A 17,695-nucleotide genomic window follows, 5' to 3' on the forward strand; every position below is an offset into this window, starting at 1 on the left:
ATGAAGAGGAATCCTAATACTTAAAAATGCTCTTGATTATATTGAGAAGGAACACAATTGTACATCATAAATGATCATTTTTGTACAAAATTATATTGACATTTATATAAGAACAAAGGACTTCTTGACCCGTATGTGATTATGAAGCGTACAAAGGACGCTGAAAGTCTGGCTATCGACATACTCACTTTTTTAACTGGTATCAGCAGTCGTGACGGTGAGAAGTTCCCTGTCCTGCGTCGTGCAATCCGTTCCGTGACACAGAGTAAGCAGCGTGGACTATTCCGTGTCATTGATGAATTAAGAAAAGACGGTTCATCAGTGGCAGAGAATATTGCAGACCATATCGAAAGCATGACGGACTATGACTTTGCACATCTTCTGTTCTCGGACGGTGATGTAAAGCAGTCCATCAGTTTAGACCGACAACTTAATATCATACAGGTGGCAGACCTTGTACTGCCAGACAAGGACACAAAGTTTGAAGAATACACCACAATGGAGCTACTTTCTGTGGCAATGCTTATCGTTATCAGTACCTTTGCCTTAGACTTTATCCATTCGGACAGAAGTATTTTCAAGATGGTGGACTTGGACGAAGCGTGGACGTTTTTACAGGTGGCACAGGGAAAAGCACTCTCAAATAAATTGATTCGTGCTGGACGTTCCATGAACGCCGCTGTCTACTTTGTCACACAAAACTCTGGTGATGTAGACGACGAAAAGATGAAGAACAATATCGGTCTGAAATTTGCCTTTAGAAGCACAGATATAAAGGAAATCAAGAATACCCTTGAATTTTTCGGTGTGGATAAGGAGGACGAGGGAAACCAGAAGCGACTTAGGGATTTGGAAAACGGGCAATGCCTGTTTCAAGATTTATACGGGCGTGTGGGTGTTATCCAGATACACCCTGTATTTTCAGACTTATTCCATGCCTTTGATACCAGACCGCCAGTGCAGACGGAAGAATCGAGGTGAAGTCTATGCGTAAACGAAAAATCCTAAGATTCTTCGGTATCGCTCTGCTGGTGGTTCTTGGTGTGCTGGTATTCCTGTCAATCACAGGTACGGTGGCTCATGCGGCTGGTCTGGTAGACAATACGGTGAGTGACGCTAACGCCTATTCAAAATATCCGCTGGAAAACTACCAGTTGGACTTCTATGTGGATTCAAGCTGGGACTGGTTGCCCTGGAACTGGCTGGACGGTATCGGAAAAAGTATTCAGTACGGACTATATGCTATCACAAACTTTGTCTGGACGGTGAGCTTATACATTTCCAATGCGACGGGATATGTGGTACAGGAAGCCTACAAGCTGGACTTTATCTCGGATACCGCAAGCTCTATCGGAAAGAACATTCAGACGCTTGCAGGTGTCACTTCCAGCGGTTTTTCCAGTGAGGGGTTTTATGTGGGATTCCTGCTTATCCTTATTCTGGTAATGGGTATCTATGTCGCTTACACAGGACTTATCAAGAGGGAAACGACAAAAGCGGTTCATGCGGTAATCAATTTTCTTGTAGTCTTTATCCTGTCAGCGTCCTTTATTGCCTACGCTCCAAACTATATCAGTAAAATCAATGACTTTTCCGCTGATATAAGCAGTTCGGCGTTATCGCTTGGCACAAAGATTGTGCTGCCCGATTCCAACAGCAAAGGAAAAGACAGCGTGGATTTGATAAGGGACAGCCTGTTTTCCATACAGGTGAAACAACCGTGGCTACTCTTGCAGTATGGGGAATCCGATATAGAAACACTGGGTTCTGACCGTGTGGAAAGCCTGTTATCGGCAAGTCCAGATACGGACGACAGAGAGGACGTTGTGGTTGAGGAAATCGAAGATAAGGACAATGACAACCTAAGTGTTACAAAGACCATGACCCGTTTAGGTATGGTGGTATTTTTGTTTATCTTTAATATCGGCATATCGGCTTTCGTGTTCCTGCTTACAGGTTTGATGATTTTCTCACAGGTGCTATTTATCATTTACGCCATGTTTTTACCGATTAGCTTTATCCTGTCTATGATACCGACTTATGAGGGCATGGCAAAAAAGGCACTTACGAAGCTGTTCAATACCATTATGATGAGGGCAGGAATCACGCTGATTATTACGACTGCTTTCAGCATATCCACTATGTTCTACTCGATTTCTTCTGGCTATCCGTTCTTTATGATTGCCTTTTTACAGATAGTCACTTTTGCAGGAATCTATTTTAAATTAGGTGATTTGATGGCAATGTTCAGTCTGCAATCTTCCGATACACAGCAGGTCAGCAGACGAATCATGCGACGACCTTATATGTTCCTTAACCGCAGGGCAAGACGCTTGGAGCGTAAAATCGGAAGAACGGTTGCGGCTGGTGCTGCTGGCGGTGTCGCTTGTGCTGCGGCTGCTACTGCCACGAAAAAGACGGATAATACAAAATCAGCAGGCAGCGGTCATACCAGACCGAATAATACGCCATCTTCCCATAGTGGAGGTAATGGAAAGCCGCCTGCTTTACCAGTGAATCAAAAGCCGCCTGCTCTGCCCGATAAGCAGAACAGCGATTCTTCACAGACAGTACATAGCAGCTCTGCAAGCCAGACGCAGGAAACGAGTGCAACTTCTAAGCGTGGTATCGTGGATAAAAAAGCGGTATCGAAACAGCAGCCATCAGAGAAACAGAATAAACAAAGACCGCTGGTTGATAAGAAATCTGTGGAACAGGATAAGGAGCGACAGGACAATGGATCAGCGACAAAAGCTGGTACAGCGAAAGGAACTGCCCCATTGCATGAGCGACCAGTGACAACGCCTGTATCTGCGAAAGCAGCTCCACAGGCGGCAGGTTCTAAACAGGAATCTGCTGCGAAAGACCGTCCTGCAACTGTGACAAAGGAACAATCACAATCTTCCAGAGCAAAAGAACCAGTGACAAGACAACAGGAGAATGTAAGGGCACAGGCTGTCAGAGAATCTACATCAACAGCAAATAAACAATCTGCCCCTACTACCCGTCAGACCGTACAGCGTCAGAAGCAGACAAAGACAGTAAGTAAAAAGACTACAAATAAAACGTCCAGTAGGAAAGGCGGCAAGAAATGAAGCTAAGACACTTCGCTGTGTTTGGTGGGATTTTCACGGTGATTATCGGTCTGCTTTTGTTTCTGTTTATCGTGACCGCAGATGATGAAGAAAGCAGCACTTCCCACTATGATTTTTCTGGACTGAATCTGTCAGAGGAAGTGCTGAAACATCAGCCAACGGTAGAAAAATATGCGAAAGAATACGGGATTGAGGATTATGTGAATTATCTGCTTGCTATCATGCAGGTGGAATCTGGCGGCACAGGTACGACAGACGTTATGCAGGCAAGTGAATCACTTGGTCTGCCGCTTAATTCCCTTTCCATAGAGGAATCCATCAAACAGGGGTGTAAATACTTTTCGGAGCTTTTAAAATCCGCAGAAGCAAAAGGCTGTGACATCAATACAGTGGTACAAGCCTATAACTATGGCGGTGGCTTTATTGATTATGTTTCCAGTCATGGGAAGAAATATACTTTTGAGCTGGCTGTCAGTTTCTCAAAGGATAAATCGGGCGGTGTCAAAGTTACCTATAAAAATGAGATTTCCATTAAGGAAAATGGCGGCTGGCGTTACAAGTACGGGAATATGTTCTACGTGCGGCTTGTGAATCAGTATTTAGCTGTTCCAAACTTTAGCGACGCTACGGTGCAGGCAATCTTCAATGAAGCATTGAAGTATCAAGGCTGGAAGTACGTCTATGGCGGCAGCAATCCAAACACCAGCTTTGATTGTTCTGGTCTTACCTCTTGGTGTTATGGAAAAGTTGGTATCAGTTTACCTCGTACCGCACAGGCACAGTATGACGCTACACAGCACATACCATTATCACAGGCAAAGGCTGGTGACTTGGTATTCTTTCACTCAACTTATAATGCTGGAACGTATGTTACTCATGTGGGAATCTATGCAGGAAACAACAGAATGTATCACGCTGGAAATCCTATCGGATATGCAGATTTAACAAGCTCGTACTGGCAGCAACATTTGATTGGTGCTGGACGGGTAAAAACGAAATAGAAAGGAAATGGTACTATGATATTTAAGAAAAAGGACAAAGAATCGAAACCCAAAAAAGAAAGACACGTGCCTGTGATGAAAATAGGTACGCATAAGAAAACCGTGATTGCCTTATGGCTGGTGCTGATTGCAAGTGTCAGCTTTGGGGTGTATAAGAATTTCACCGCTATTGATATGCACACGGTACATGAGAAAGAAGTCATTGAACAGCGTATCGTTGATACCAACAAGATAGAGAACTTTGTAAAATCCTTTGCTTTAGTCTACTATTCTTGGAACAACACGCAGGAATCCATTGACGCACGAACCGCAGCCATCAATAACTATCTGACAAAGAGCTTGCAGGATTTGAATGTTGATACGGTAAGACAGGATATACCTACAAGCTCTACGGTCACAGATGTGAAGATATGGGATATAGAAGATGCTGGAACAGACGACTTTACCGTTGTCTACTCGGTAGATCAGACGGTAACGGAGGGTGAACAGTCTATCGGTTATACTTCCGCTTATATGGTGGTGGTTCATGTAGATAGTGACGGAAACATGGTTATCACACAGAATCCGACCATCAGCAGCACACCAACAAAATCCAGCTATGAACCAAAAACAAAGGAATCTGACGGAACGGTGGACGCTGCCACAACAGAGGAAGTGACAGAGTTCTTGGAAACTTTCTTCAAGCTCTATCCGACTGCAACCGAAAAGGAACTTGCCTACTATGTATCTGGGAATGTGCTTGAACCTGTAAACTGCGATTATGTGTTCTCGGAGCTGGTAAATCCTATCTTTATCAAAGATGGTGAACAGGTCAAAGTGTCGGTATCGGTGAAATATCTCGACCAGAGAACAAAGGCGACGCAGATTTCACAGTTTGACTTGACGCTGGAAAAAGATAGTAACTGGAAGATTGTAAAATAAATTGAAAACAGACTTGCTAGATATTATATTTATATAGCAAGCCTTGTCTAACAATTTAAAACATATTTATCACTATACCGTTTTTCGGTAAGATGAAAATTGGGTGAAAGTTTCTGTAAGTCCATTGACAGCTAATTCAAATTAGCCTATAATGTAACAGGCTAATTTGAATTAGCTCAGGAGGTAGTGGAATGACAACAAAACAGAAAATTTTGAATGAAGCGCTGACACTGTTTGCGGAAAAGGGATATAGTGCGGTTTATGTCGGTGAGATTGCCGATGCCGTAGGCATAAAAACACCATCACTATATAAACACTACAAGAGTAAGCAAGACATTTTTAATTCTTGTGTTGAAGTTTTTGCAGAACGAATGGAAAATATCAGAAATAATATGCAGCTACCGGGAAGTAAGACAGCTTCATTCTCTTATGAAACGATTGCTGAAGAACATCTTATCGAGGTTGCAAACGCTCTTTTTATGTTTTATTTGCAGGATAATGTGGCAGCAAAATTTCGTAAAATGCTGATGATAGAACGATACCATAACCCGGAAATTAACCGGCTGTTTGAAGATTTTTTTATTATTAGAGCAATCGACCATGAAAAAGAAATATTTTCTAAACTTATAGACGCAAAAGTTATCAAAGGGGAAAATCCTCATATTATTGCTCTGCGTTTTTACACACCTATATTCTATCTGCTTCAAAAATATGATATGCGCCCTAATGAGATAGAGGAAGCCAAACATGAACTTACCTTAGTGGTGCAAGAATTTTGTAAAACATATAAAGGAACAAGGAATGACAACGAAAAGGACAACAGGAAAGGCTAGGAATAAGCACATGATAATATATGTTATAGGAGGTATTCTGCTTGTTCTTGCAGTCTATCTAATTGTTCAAGGAATACGGTGTAGTATAGCGGTAAAAGCAAGCAAAGAACGGCTTGCCGCTTATGAGGTTCAAACAGCTATATTGAGTTATGGCAATATGAGTTACGTTGATACGGGAGAGGGCGAAACAATCCTATCTGTTCATGGAATTTTTGGTGGCTATGACCAATCCTATGATACATGTAAAGATTTTAACTCTGATTATAGAATTATAGCTCCCTCACGATTTGGATATTTAGGTAGTGATATTTTGGGTGATGGGACACCTGCTGAACAGGCAAAGGCTTATGTTGAACTATTGGATAATTTAGGAATTGATAAAGTATATTTGTTGGCAACGTCGGCTGGCGGAAGCGTTGCTATTCGGTTCGCATTGGATTATCCTGAACGAATAAAAGGCTTAATTTTATATTGCTCCGCTATGCCATATATAGAAAAGCCGGAAAAGTATATGGAATATGCCGGACCGCCCGCTTTTTTATGTAATGATTATGCTATGTTTTTAATTAGTCCATTATTCAATCTTGTTATGGGTATGGAGCCATCCACAATTTATAGTATGCTTCCTTGTGGTAGTAGAAAAAATGGCGTAATACTGGACGCTTCTGTTACTAATTCCGATATGGCAAGAAATTTTGATAGTTATCCTATTGAAGATTTACAAGCTCCAACACTGATTTTTCAAGCAAAAGACGATAAGCTAATAAACTATGCCGACACGGAAAATGTAGTAAAACGCTTCCCAAACTGCACATTTCTTTCTTTTGAAAACGGTGGACATTTAATGGTTGGACATGAGAAAGAAATCAAAGAAGCAGTTTTTAACTTTACAAAAAAGTAGTAATTTGTACTAATTATATAATTACAGGAGGTTGACGGATAATATGGCAAAGATGGTATCTGAATGGGTACGTTGCCCTGTCTGTGGGAATAAAACAAGGTTGCAGATACGGAAAGATACGGAACTGAAAAACTTTCCCCTCTACTGCCCAAAGTGCAAACAGGAAAGTTTGATTGAAGCAAAGGATTTACAGGTAACAGTCGTTAAAAATCATAATGAAAAAATGCGGAGCTGAACATAAAAACGTTTTTGGAAAAGAGCTTTTAATAGGTGCTTAATAATACAAATTATCAAAGAGCCAGACGCTAAGACGCAGAGCCGATAATACCGAGAATGAATGAAATTTCTTGGGTTATCGGCTTATTTTATTTAAGAGCCAAAAGTGGAGGATTACTCGTCCTCCACTTTCTTAGATTTAATGATTCCATCAGCGACACTTTCCATGATAATTAAATCCTTATCGGAAAGGCTGTCAAGTTGTTTTTCCAACTGTCGTCTTCTGGTGCTTTTATCCAGATCAGACGCAGGCAGGAAAAATTCATCAACGGAAACATTAAGTAATGATACAAGGTCATAGAACACCTGTAAACTTGGGTGCTGCCCTTTGTTTTCGATATTTGTTAAATAGCGTGGGTCAATCTCAATCATTGCTCCCACTTGCTCACGAGTTAATTTTTGCTTTTTACGAGCTTCTTTGATTGCAAGACCAAAAGCTCTAAAATCATATTTATCTTCTTTTTTACGCATATGTAATCACCTCACTATATTTTACTGTTCCTGTTGATTTTCTAACAGGTACAAAAAAACGTATAGTATGGTTTATCAGTTCCTATTATGCGTAAAAGCTTAAAAGGAGTGCTGCCTAGCGGTAAATAAAAAAAACCGTTATTAACAGTACCATTTTTGCGTGTCAAAAAATATCTTTACTTCAATGGCGGTTTAAAAGCCGCCTTTTTCTTTTTTCCATCAAAAAACAGCATATAGGTTTTGTTTTAGCGGCTCTGGGAGGTAGCCGCATTGAAAGACCTGTATAGACAACATTTTTCGACATATCCGTTATTGTCAAAAAAAATCTAACTTTCACAGCGGTACAAAATACCCTTGAATGTGGTTTTTCACATTACATAGCAGGAACAATCGTAAAAGCACAAGAACAGCATTTCTTTTATGCTCTTGTGCTTTTTTGCTGCTTAAAAATTTTTTTCAAATTCTTTTCTGAAAACGCAACAAATAGCTGCTGCGTGGGTAGCTACTGTGCGGAAAGGGGGATAGAGGGAAAACAACCCTTATTCACTCTCACGCAGAAAGGAGGTGAAAAACTATGAAGTCATCTTCTTTCGAGCAGGCTATTCAAGCACAGTTTGATTGCCTTACAAAGAAAGTCATTAAAAGAGCAGCAATGAAGTATAACCGTGATATTTCAAGACGCTTGAAGCATGAAGTTCCATTTTCTGAAATATCGGATTTGGAATTGAATAAAGCTGGCGTTTATGACAAGTATTCCAGCGATTATACAGCGTTCAATGTTCTTGGCATGGAAGTACAAGTATCTGACGACCAGTTGAGTAAAGCACTCAAATGTTTACCAGAGAGAAAACGAAATATTATTTTGTTGTCATACTTTATGGATATGTCTGACGCAGAAATTGGAGAGCTTATGAATGTGGTTCGTACCACTGTTTACCGTCACAGGACAAGCACTCTGGAAGATTTACGAAAAATGATGGAGGAGGAATAAAAGTGGATAATAGCAAAAAACACATACCGTTTGCTGTGATTGTGGCGGCTACTAATGGTGATGAAGCTGCAATACAGGAAATCTTGGATTTTTATGACGGTTACATATCAAAGTTGAGTTTACGCAAATTGTATGATGAATACGGAAATGTCTACATGGTAGTGGATTCTGAATTGAAAGGCAGAATACAGGCTGCGGTGATGGATATGATTGCAAACTTTGAGATTATCGTAATTTAACCATTCCGACGGGCGGAGCTTTTCTCCCTTTCCTTATGCTCCGCTTGTCAATCTATGAAAGTCTATTATTTCAGATAATGGATTTTCACAGACTGACAAATACAGTCGGGTGTTCTTTGACAACTGAATAAAACAATCAGATACGTTTGATATGCAGCGAGCCAGCGGATATTGTACGCCATGACCTTTCAAAACAAAGTGAGCGATTCATGCAATGATCTGTGAGCGACTTTTGGAATGGTCGTTTAGCCATGACCTGTATATCTGGATAATGATACACCCGTATGACACGGTTCACCCATCAGAATGGGAAAGGTGAAAGTCCTGTGGAGCTTGCTAAAGCCATCTGATTGTTTAGAAGAAAAGGTATTATCAGCAGCAAAATATATGTTCTCATTTCATGGAGTTGTGATATAATAACTTCATTAAACGAGTGTGTTTTGCTGCTGTCACTACGAAAGGAGTCTTATTAGTGATAAGTGATACACAAAATGCACAACCCTTAAAAAAGGAAAAAAAGACTTATACAGTAGAGGAAATTGCTGAACAACTAGGAGTTAGCAAAAAGGTAGCTTATTCATTGGTAAAAAGCGGTCAATTTAGTTATGTTCGTGTTGGTCGAGTTATACGAGTATCAAAAGTTTCTTTCGATAAATGGTTAAATCAAATTTAACTGTTAAGGAGAGAAATATATGGCTACAATCAAACAAAGAAAATCAAGTTTTTCCGTTATTTACTGGTACTTAAATGATACTGGAGAAAGAAAGCAAAAATGGGACACGCTGGAAACAAGAAAAGAAGCAAAACAGCGTAAAGCCTTTATAGAATACTATCAAGAAAAATATGGATATGTGTTAGTTCCTTTAGAGGAACAATTTGCACATCAAATCGAGGATTCTAAAAAGGATTTGGAAGTTGCTGACAAGGATATTACATTGCGTGAGTTCCTAAAGATTTTTGTCAATCTCTATGGCACATCTAAATGGTCGCCTAGTACATTCAGTGGCAAGGTAGGTACTATTGAAAATTACATCAATCCGATTATCGGTGATTGGAAACTCAATGACATTACAACTAAAAGCCTATCAAAATACTACAACGATTTATTAAGCGTTCCAGAAGTACCACGAGCAAACAGAAAAGCAACTGGTCGTTGCGTACAACCAGCTAACATCAAAAAAATACATGACATTATCCGTTGTGCCTTAAACCAAGCTATCCGTTGGGAGTACATTGACACAAACAAAAGAAATCCTGCGTCATTAGCTACTTTACCAAAAGTACCTAAAGTCAGACGAAAAGTATGGAGCATACAGACATTCCGTGAAGCGGTAAAAGCTGCGGAAGATGATTTACTTTCAATCTGTATGCACTTAGCTTTTTCCTGTTCTATGCGTATTGGTGAGATTACAGGTCTTACATGGGAAGATGTGATTATTGACGAAGAATCCATTGCTACAAATAATGCAAAGGTAATCATCAATAAGGAACTTTCAAGAATAAATGCAGAAGCAATGCAGAAATTGAAAGAAAAAGATATTATCAAGATTTTTCCAACACAGAAACCACACTGTACTACAAGACTTGTCTTGAAAACACCAAAAACAGAAACAAGTAATAGAACTGTCTGGCTACCGAAAACTGTTGCTGAATTATTAGTACAGTATAAAAAAGACCAACAGGAATTAAAAGAATTTCTCGGAAGTGCATATAACGATTATAACCTTGTTATTGCATTAGAAAATGGAAACCCTGTGGAAAGCCGCATTGTCAGAGATAGATTCCAAAAGCTCTGCGAAGAAAACAACTATGAAACTGTTGTATTCCATAGCCTACGTCATTTGAGTACAGGGTACAAATTAAAAATGACGAATGGTGACGTGAAATCCGTACAGGGTGATACAGGTCATGCAGAAGCAGAAATGGTTACAGATGTTTATTCTAAAATCATTGACGAGGACAGACGTTTCAATGCACAGAAGATGGATAGAGAGTTTTATTCTACTCTCAATGACGATATGGACAACCAACAGCAACATACAGGTTTGACTGATAGTGATATGGCACTCTTGGAGTTGCTCAAATCCCTGTCGCCAGAGATGAAAGAACAGCTTTTAAAGCAAACACTTCAAAAGTAATTTTTCAAAAGTGTTAGCAAATTTTCCAAAATCCAGTGATTTTTCACCAGAAATAGAAAAAGTGTTAGCAAGCCTACTTCCTCAATAGTCTTAACAAATAATCGAATACAAAATATTGAAAATAAAAAAAGTCCTTTTTCAGCAGAGATAGAAAGCCATAAATAAAGAAAGCTGAAAACCTAGAAAAATCAAGGCTTTCAGCGTTGTTTGTGGCGTCCCCGACAGGAATCGAACCTGCGACGTTCCGCTTAGGAGGCGGACCCTCTATCCTGCTGAGGTACGAGGACATTATTAAAAATCTATTCAAATTTATCTAGTTATCATATCAAAAGGCGTTTGTTCCAACTAGCCCTTAGGAGGGCACTGCTCTATCCACTGAGCTACGGGGGCATATTTAATTTTTAAATGTCGATTATTACTATCTAAAATCAAGTATAGTTAATATGTCCCTATGATTTTAACATTACTTGTTTCAAAAAGCAAATTATTATAATTGTTATTAAAAAAGTGCTATAATAATAACAAGTTAGGAGTTGATACGATGAGTAATATCTTAGAGGTATGTTGTGGTAGTTATTATGATGCTCTTCAAGCTCAAAAAGGTGGAGCAAGAAGAATTGAACTAAATAGTGCTTTACATTTGGGTGGTTTAACTCCATCGCTGGCAACTTTATTAAAAATTAAAGAAGATACTGATTTAGAAGTTATTTGCATGGTAAGACCACGAGGAGCAGGTTTTTGTTACAATGATGAAGATTTTGAAATTATGAAACTTGATGCTGAGATTTTATTAGATAACGGGGCTGATGGTATTGCTTTTGGTTGTTTGACTAATGAAGGTGAAGTTAATATTAGACAAACAAGAGAAATGGTAGATATTATTAAGTCATATCATAAAACTGCAGTTTTTCATCGAGCTATTGATTGTGTTGTAGATATAGATGAGGCTATTAATATCTTAATAACTGTTGGTATTGATCGTATTTTAACTAGTGGTTTACAAAATCAGGCTTATCAAGGTAGACGAATGATAAAATATCTTCATGATGCTTATGGTAATAGCATTGAAATATTAGCTGGTAGTGGTATTAATGAAAAGAATGTTAAAGAATTGATTGAATTTACAGGTATTAATCAAGTTCATAGTTCATGTAAAGATTGGATCAATGATCCAACTACACATATCAATAATGCTGATTTTGGTTATCATGATGGTGACTATGATGTCGTGGATTTTAAAAAAGTAAAGACATTGGCAGATATAGTTGATTTAATTGAATAATAGTTTGTAAGACCTCACTGCTTAAAGGCAATGGGGTTTTAATTTTAATTTGATGTGGTATAATAGAAAAAAGGGAGTTGATTGGATTGAAAATCTTCAATATAGATGAAGAATTGAAGCAAAAAGTTAAGCCGGGAATAATTATTTCAGGATTCACGGTTTTTTTAATATATATTTTATTTAATATTGGTAATATTTTTCAGATGATTAGCCAGTTTGTTGGCTTGTTTGAATATTTACTATTTGGTATTGTAATAGCTTATGTTTTAAATCAGCCAATGAAAATAATTGAAGAATGCATTGTTAAAAAGTTTCAGCCTGAAAGTTTTATTTATCGTAAAAAACGAGGATTATCAATCTTTATAACTTTGATCTTGCTTGTTTGTTTAATGATTACGCTAGCGAGCATAATTATTCCTAATATTATTGAAAGTTTAATAACTTTGATTAGTAATATATCAAATATAATAAGTTCTATTTTCAATAATATTGATAAGATTTTCATGTATTTTAATATTGATTTTAGAACTAATGATATTACTAGTATAAATGAGTTAATAAATATGCCTTGGCAAAATATAGTAAAAGGATTATTAGATTTTTTAACTAAAAATGCCGATGGCATAATGGCAAATGCAACCAATTTTTTATCTACTTTTGGTGTAGTTTTTACAAGTTTTATTTTCTCTTTATATTTACTTGGTAATAAAGAAAAATTTTTACGACAATTCCGTAAACTAATCGGTGCTATATTTGGATATAAAATAACACGAGTAATTTTTCACTACGCTCATAAAACAAATATCGTTTTTTCTAGCTTTATTACTGGTCAATTAGTTGAAGCGGCAATTTTATGGATATTATACTACAGTACAATGTTGCTATTTGGATTTCCATATCCAGAACTTATTGCTACAGTAATTTCGATATTTTCATTTGTTCCATTTTTTGGTCCGATTGCGGCTATGTTTGTAGGAGCATTCTTGATTTTATCTGAAAATGTTTTTCAAGCTTTTTGGTTTATGGTTTATTTCCAAATATTATCACAAATCGAAGACAACTTTATTTATCCTCGGGTTGTTGGTGGAACTGTTGGTTTACCAGGAATTTGGGTTCTTCTTTCAATCTTTATTTTTGGTGATTTATTTGGAATATTTGGAACAATTATTGCTGTTCCATCAGCAGCGTGTATCTATTCTTTAATTAGCGAACTGGTTAATTTAGTTTTAAGAAAGAGAAAACTTAAGATTACTGAAACGACAATTAAACAGCTTTCAAAATAACCTGTTTTAAACAGGTTTTTATTTAAATTTAAGGGGGATACAATGGAAAGTTTTACAATAAATTCAAAAACTGATCAGTTACCACTTTCAGTAATTGTATCATGTAGTAAACAACCCAAAGCAATTGTTCAAATAGTTCATGGTATGTGTGAACATAAAGAACGTTATTTAGATTTTATCAAATATTTAAATGAAAATGGTTTTGGAGTTATTATTCATGATCAGCGTGGTCATGGTGCTAGTATTTTAAATAAAGATGATTTAGGCTATTTTTATCAAAAGAATAGTCAGGTATTAATAGACGATGTTTATCAGTTAACATGTTATATCAAAAACAGATATCCAGATTTACCAATATTTTTATTTGGTCATTCAATGGGGTCTTTAGTAGTGAGAAATTATTTGCGATTTTATAGTCAGGCTATTGATGGACTAATTGTTTGTGGTAGTCCTAGTAAAAATAAATTAGCGATATTTGGTAAGATGATTTGTAGTATTATCGCTAAATTTAAAGGAGATCATTATCGTAGTAAATTAATGCATTATATGTCACTTGGAATGTTTAATCATGGTTTTGACAAACCTAACGAATGGATATGTAGTGATAGTAATGTAGTTGATCAATATAATAGTAATCCGTTGTGTAATTTTAATTTTACAGTAAATGGTTATTATAATTTATTAGACTTAATGATTAATACATATAAAAATTTTGATTATCATATTAAAGCTGATTTACCAATTTTATTTATCTCAGGAAATGAAGATCCATGTTTAGTCAATCAAAAATCTTTTTATCAGGCAGTTAATCATTTAAAAAATCAGGGTTATTACAATGTTGAAGCTAAATTGTATGAAAAGATGCGTCATGAAATCTTAAATGAGAAAAATAAAAAACTGGTATATCATGATATTGTAACTTATTTAAATCAACAATTAGAAAAACGGGGGAAATTATAATGGATGAAATTACATATCAATTAAACCATGGCAAAGTTAATTTTGATGATTCAAAAATGATTCGACAAGCAGTTTTTGTAGAAGAACAAGGTTTTGAAAATGAATTTGATGATATTGATAATAGTGCTTATCATTTAGTGTTATATTTAGATAGTCATCCTGTGGCAACAGCTAGAATGTATCAAAAAGATGAAGAAACAATGATTTTAGGGCGTATTGCAGTATTAAAACAATATCGTAAACATGGTTTAGGAGCAAAAGCTGTTCAAAGATTAGAAAAAGAGGCTCAAAAATTAGGGTTTAAAAAAATAGAACTATCAGCTCAACAGCAAGCAATGAATTTTTATCAAAAACTAGGATATGAAAGTTTTGGTGATATTTATTATGATGAGTGGTGCCCTCATATTACAATGGTAAAAAAGATATAAAAGTTGGCAATTATTGACATATTTAGTAAGAATACTATAATTAATTAAAAGAGGAACTAATATGGAAAAAATGAAAGATAAAACAAATTTTTTTAATATACCAAACTGTTTGTGCTATTTTAGAATTTTATTAATACCTGTATTTTTACTTGTCTATTTTTATGCCAAGTGGGAGTATCACTATGTTGCGGCAGCTTTTATTTTAGTTTTATCAGGTTTGAGTGATTTTTTAGATGGATTTATTGCTCGTAAGTTTAATATGATTACTGATTTTGGGAAATTAATAGATCCTATTGCTGATAAAATAACCCAATTTACGATTGCAATTACTCTTTTATTTACCTATCCATTAGCTTGGATTTTGTTAGTGATAATTGTTTTAAAGGATGGAATGTTAGGTATTGTTGGTTTATACTTATATGATTATGGTGTTAAAGTTAAGGGTGCTTCATGGTGGGGCAAAATTGCAACAGCCTATTTTTATGTAGTAGTAATATTATTGATTGGTTTGCATATCCCAAATACTGTACCAAGTCAAATAATGATTTTTACTAGTAGTGCGTTGATGTTTTTGTCATTTATATTATACGCAAAAGAATTAAGACAGATGATAAAAGATAAGGATAAGTTAAAAGATGAACAAAAGATTGATTAAAGAAGAATGCTATTTAGATATGCTTGAAGATGAAATAAATAGTGTTGATGCGGTATTGAATTATATTGATAAACTAAAAGAAAAAAAAGGTGTTTTTGATGATGAAGTTATTCAAAAAGATCTCATTCATTCCTATTTTGATTTAGAATTGGCATTGGCAAGTTTATGTATTTTGCTTAGAAAAATGTCAGAGAATATGTTTATTCATATTGATGAAGAAATTCGTCGTGATATTAATAGTATTATTCATTCAAATAAATTTGAATATCATGATCATGAAAAAATCTATGTTTATTCAAAAAAAGGAAAGGAACCAATTGAATTAAGCAGATTAATGCAGTTTGCTCGTTCGATTCTTTAATCGACAAATTCATTTGATTGCTCTTGATATGATATAAAGGGTGATCAAAATGGATTTTAGGAAAAATGCGGGAATTGTTTTAATAATTTTAGGGATAATTTTGACAATGGACCGAACTCAGGATTTTCAAGGAATAGTAGCAACAATTGCATATTATGTTAAGGGTTATTGGCCATTAATACTTTGTTTTTTTGGAATGTACATTTTAAGTTCCCCTAAAAAGAAAAAGTAAGTAGCAACTATTGATTTTAACTATCAATAGTTGTTTTAATTTATTGATTATTATAAGTAAACAAGTTATAATTGTCATGAAAACGGAGGAATTATAAATGAAAAAAAGACCTATTGTATTATGTATCATGGATGGATACGGAATAAGTGAACGAATTGATGGGAATGCAGTTAAACTAGCAAATACCCCTAATCTAGATGATCTAATGGCTATTTATCCAACAACTACAATTAAGGCTTCAGGAATGCCAGTAGGATTACCTGATGGACAAATGGGTAATAGTGAAGTTGGTCATTTAAATATTGGTGCTGGTAGAACTGTTTATCAATCATTAACTTTAATCAATAAAGCAGTGGCTGATGGAAGTTTCTATCAAAATGAAGAATTTTTAAAAGCAATTAAAAATGCAAAAGATAATAATACAAAATTACATATTTGGGGATTATTATCTAATGGTGGGGTTCATTCTTCTAATGAACATATTTATGCTTTATTAAAACTAGCTAAACAAGAAGGTTTAGAAAAAGTATATGTACATGCTTTCTTAGATGGACGTGACGTTGCTCCTGATAGTGGTGTAGATTTCGTTCAAGAATTAGTTGATAAAATTGAAGAAATCGGTGTTGGTGAAATTGCTACTATTTCTGGAAGATATTATGCAATGGACCGTGATAAGAGATTTGATCGCGTTGAATTAGCATTCAATGCAATTGTTAATCATGAAGGGGAAGTATTTGAATCTCCAGTTCAATATGTTAAAGATTCATATGAAAAAGAAGTATATGATGAATTTGTTGTACCAGGTTATAACAAAAATGTTGATGGACAAGTTCAAGATGGTGATTCAATTATTTTTGCTAACTTTAGACCAGATAGAGCTATTCAATTATCAACTGTAATTACAAATGATGGTTTCTATGATTATGAATTTAAAAACGTTCCAAAAAATATTACATTTGTTTGTATGATGAAATATGCAGATAGTGTAAATGGTGGAATTGCTTTTGCTTTAGCTAAACTAACTAATACTTTAGGAGATTATTTATCAGCTAAAGGATTAAAACAATTACGTATTGCAGAAACTGAAAAATATGCTCATGTTACTTTCTTCTTTGACGGTGGTTTAGACAAAGAAATCGAAGGAGCTACAAGAGTTTTAGTAAATTCTCCAAAAGTTGCTACTTATGATTTACAACCAGAAATGTCTGCTTATGAAGTAAAAGATAAATTAATCGCTGAATTAGATAAAGATATCTATGATGTTGTTATTGTAAACTTTGCAAACTGCGATATGGTTGGACATACTGGAGTTATTCCTGCAGCAATCAAAGCAGTAAGTGTTGTTGATGAATGTGTTGGTGCTGTTTATGACAAAGTATTCGAATTAGGTGGAACTATGTTAATCACAGCTGACCATGGTAACAGTGAAATGTTATTAGATGAAGAAGGTAATCCATTTACAGCACATACAACAAATGAAGTACCTTTAATTGTAACTAATTCTCATTTAGAATTAAAAGAAGGTGGAAAATTAGGTGATTTAGCACCAACTATCTTACAATTATTAGGATTGGAAATTCCTGAAGAAATGGATGGACAATCTTTACTTAAATAATGAAAAAGTTAAT

At 35.7% G+C, this 17,695-nt stretch carries 19 protein-coding genes, 1 tRNA gene and 1 pseudogene; 19 read left to right on the forward strand and 2 right to left on the reverse strand.

Annotation, left to right across the window (positions count from 1 at the left end; genetic code table 11):
- Positions 1-108: 108 nt before the first annotated feature.
- The 7 genes and pseudogenes from B5F09_RS09215 to B5F09_RS09245 all read left to right on the forward strand — a co-directional run.
- Positions 109-981: pseudogene (locus tag B5F09_RS09215) on the forward strand (ATP-binding protein); the annotation flags it as partial.
- A gap of 5 nt (positions 982-986) precedes the next feature.
- Entirely contained in the window at positions 987-3,095 is a 2,109-nt protein-coding gene (locus tag B5F09_RS09220; RefSeq protein WP_087287251.1) for a CD3337/EF1877 family mobilome membrane protein, read from the forward strand.
- Complete coding sequence (locus B5F09_RS09225; protein ID WP_087287254.1) at positions 3,092-4,096, forward strand: bifunctional lytic transglycosylase/C40 family peptidase; 1,005 nt, start codon at positions 3,092-3,094, stop codon at positions 4,094-4,096. Before B5F09_RS09220 ends, B5F09_RS09225 begins: the two co-directional genes overlap by 4 nt.
- A gap of 18 nt (positions 4,097-4,114) precedes the next feature.
- Complete coding sequence (locus B5F09_RS09230; RefSeq protein ID WP_204215280.1) at positions 4,115-5,017, forward strand: conjugal transfer protein; 903 nt, start codon at positions 4,115-4,117, stop codon at positions 5,015-5,017.
- A 191-nt stretch (positions 5,018-5,208) separates the two neighbouring features.
- Entirely contained in the window at positions 5,209-5,850 is a 642-nt protein-coding gene (locus tag B5F09_RS09235; RefSeq protein WP_087287259.1) for a TetR/AcrR family transcriptional regulator, read from the forward strand.
- 10 nt (positions 5,851-5,860) lie between these two features.
- On the forward strand, positions 5,861-6,751 hold the full coding sequence (locus B5F09_RS09240) for an alpha/beta fold hydrolase (RefSeq protein ID WP_087373771.1): 891 nt from the start codon (positions 5,861-5,863) through the stop codon (positions 6,749-6,751).
- Between the two features lie 43 nt (positions 6,752-6,794).
- Positions 6,795-6,986, forward strand: coding sequence for a cysteine-rich KTR domain-containing protein (locus tag B5F09_RS09245; RefSeq protein ID WP_087287263.1), 192 nt, complete (start codon positions 6,795-6,797; stop codon positions 6,984-6,986).
- Positions 6,987-7,141: 155 nt separating this feature from the next.
- Here the strand turns inward: B5F09_RS09245 and B5F09_RS09250 are convergent, their stop codons facing one another.
- A complete protein-coding gene (locus B5F09_RS09250) occupies positions 7,142-7,498 on the reverse strand; it encodes a helix-turn-helix domain-containing protein (RefSeq protein WP_087287267.1) in 357 nt (118 codons plus the stop codon).
- A gap of 574 nt (positions 7,499-8,072) precedes the next feature.
- On the opposite strand from B5F09_RS09250, the gene B5F09_RS09255 reads away from it, so the two are divergent.
- The 4 genes from B5F09_RS09255 (at position 8,073) to xerC (ending at position 10,866) form a co-directional block, all read left to right on the forward strand.
- Entirely contained in the window at positions 8,073-8,489 is a 417-nt protein-coding gene (locus B5F09_RS09255) for a sigma-70 family RNA polymerase sigma factor (protein WP_087287479.1), read from the forward strand.
- Positions 8,490-8,491: 2 nt separating this feature from the next.
- On the forward strand, positions 8,492-8,728 hold the full coding sequence (locus B5F09_RS09260) for a helix-turn-helix domain-containing protein (RefSeq protein ID WP_087287475.1): 237 nt from the start codon (positions 8,492-8,494) through the stop codon (positions 8,726-8,728).
- A 472-nt stretch (positions 8,729-9,200) separates the two neighbouring features.
- Positions 9,201-9,401: a helix-turn-helix domain-containing protein gene (locus B5F09_RS09265; protein WP_087287472.1), complete on the forward strand. Its 201-nt coding sequence runs from the start codon at positions 9,201-9,203 to the stop codon at positions 9,399-9,401.
- A 19-nt stretch (positions 9,402-9,420) separates the two neighbouring features.
- Entirely contained in the window at positions 9,421-10,866 is a 1,446-nt protein-coding gene (gene xerC / locus B5F09_RS09270; RefSeq protein ID WP_087287469.1) for a tyrosine recombinase XerC, read from the forward strand.
- A gap of 210 nt (positions 10,867-11,076) precedes the next feature.
- Here xerC and B5F09_RS09275 read toward each other — a convergent pair.
- Positions 11,077-11,153, reverse strand: a tRNA-Arg gene (locus B5F09_RS09275).
- A gap of 254 nt (positions 11,154-11,407) precedes the next feature.
- On the opposite strand from B5F09_RS09275, the gene B5F09_RS09280 reads away from it, so the two are divergent.
- The 8 genes from B5F09_RS09280 to gpmI all read left to right on the forward strand — a co-directional run bounded on the left by B5F09_RS09280 (position 11,408) and on the right by gpmI (position 17,682).
- Positions 11,408-12,148 carry a copper homeostasis protein CutC gene (locus B5F09_RS09280; protein WP_087299323.1) on the forward strand — a complete coding sequence of 247 codons (741 nt, stop codon included), beginning with the start codon at positions 11,408-11,410 and terminating at the stop codon, positions 12,146-12,148.
- Between the two features lie 86 nt (positions 12,149-12,234).
- Positions 12,235-13,431, forward strand: coding sequence for an AI-2E family transporter (locus B5F09_RS09285; RefSeq protein WP_087373773.1), 1,197 nt, complete (start codon positions 12,235-12,237; stop codon positions 13,429-13,431).
- Positions 13,432-13,473: 42 nt separating this feature from the next.
- Complete coding sequence (locus B5F09_RS09290; RefSeq protein WP_087373775.1) at positions 13,474-14,391, forward strand: alpha/beta fold hydrolase; 918 nt, start codon at positions 13,474-13,476, stop codon at positions 14,389-14,391.
- The gene (locus B5F09_RS09295) at positions 14,391-14,819 is read left to right on the forward strand and encodes a GNAT family N-acetyltransferase (RefSeq protein WP_087299317.1); all 429 of its coding nucleotides are present in this window, start codon (positions 14,391-14,393) and stop codon (positions 14,817-14,819) included. Before B5F09_RS09290 ends, B5F09_RS09295 begins: the two co-directional genes overlap by 1 nt.
- Before the next feature lie 61 nt (positions 14,820-14,880).
- Positions 14,881-15,474: a CDP-alcohol phosphatidyltransferase family protein gene (locus B5F09_RS09300; RefSeq protein ID WP_239404302.1), complete on the forward strand. Its 594-nt coding sequence runs from the start codon at positions 14,881-14,883 to the stop codon at positions 15,472-15,474.
- On the forward strand, positions 15,455-15,835 hold the full coding sequence (locus B5F09_RS09305; RefSeq protein ID WP_087299315.1) for a hypothetical protein: 381 nt from the start codon (positions 15,455-15,457) through the stop codon (positions 15,833-15,835). The genes B5F09_RS09300 and B5F09_RS09305 overlap by 20 nt, the downstream gene beginning before the upstream one ends.
- Before the next feature lie 49 nt (positions 15,836-15,884).
- Positions 15,885-16,067 (forward strand): hypothetical protein, encoded by a 183-nt coding sequence (locus B5F09_RS09310; RefSeq protein WP_087299313.1) that lies wholly within the window; start codon positions 15,885-15,887, stop codon positions 16,065-16,067.
- Between the two features lie 97 nt (positions 16,068-16,164).
- Positions 16,165-17,682: a 2,3-bisphosphoglycerate-independent phosphoglycerate mutase gene (gene gpmI, locus B5F09_RS09315; protein ID WP_087299312.1), complete on the forward strand. Its 1,518-nt coding sequence runs from the start codon at positions 16,165-16,167 to the stop codon at positions 17,680-17,682.
- Positions 17,683-17,695: the final 13 nt, after the last annotated feature.

Origin of the sequence: Erysipelatoclostridium sp. An173 (assembly GCF_002160495.1) — a bacterium.
GTDB classification, from domain to species: Bacteria; Bacillota_I; Bacilli_A; order Erysipelotrichales; family Coprobacillaceae; genus Thomasclavelia; species Thomasclavelia merdavium.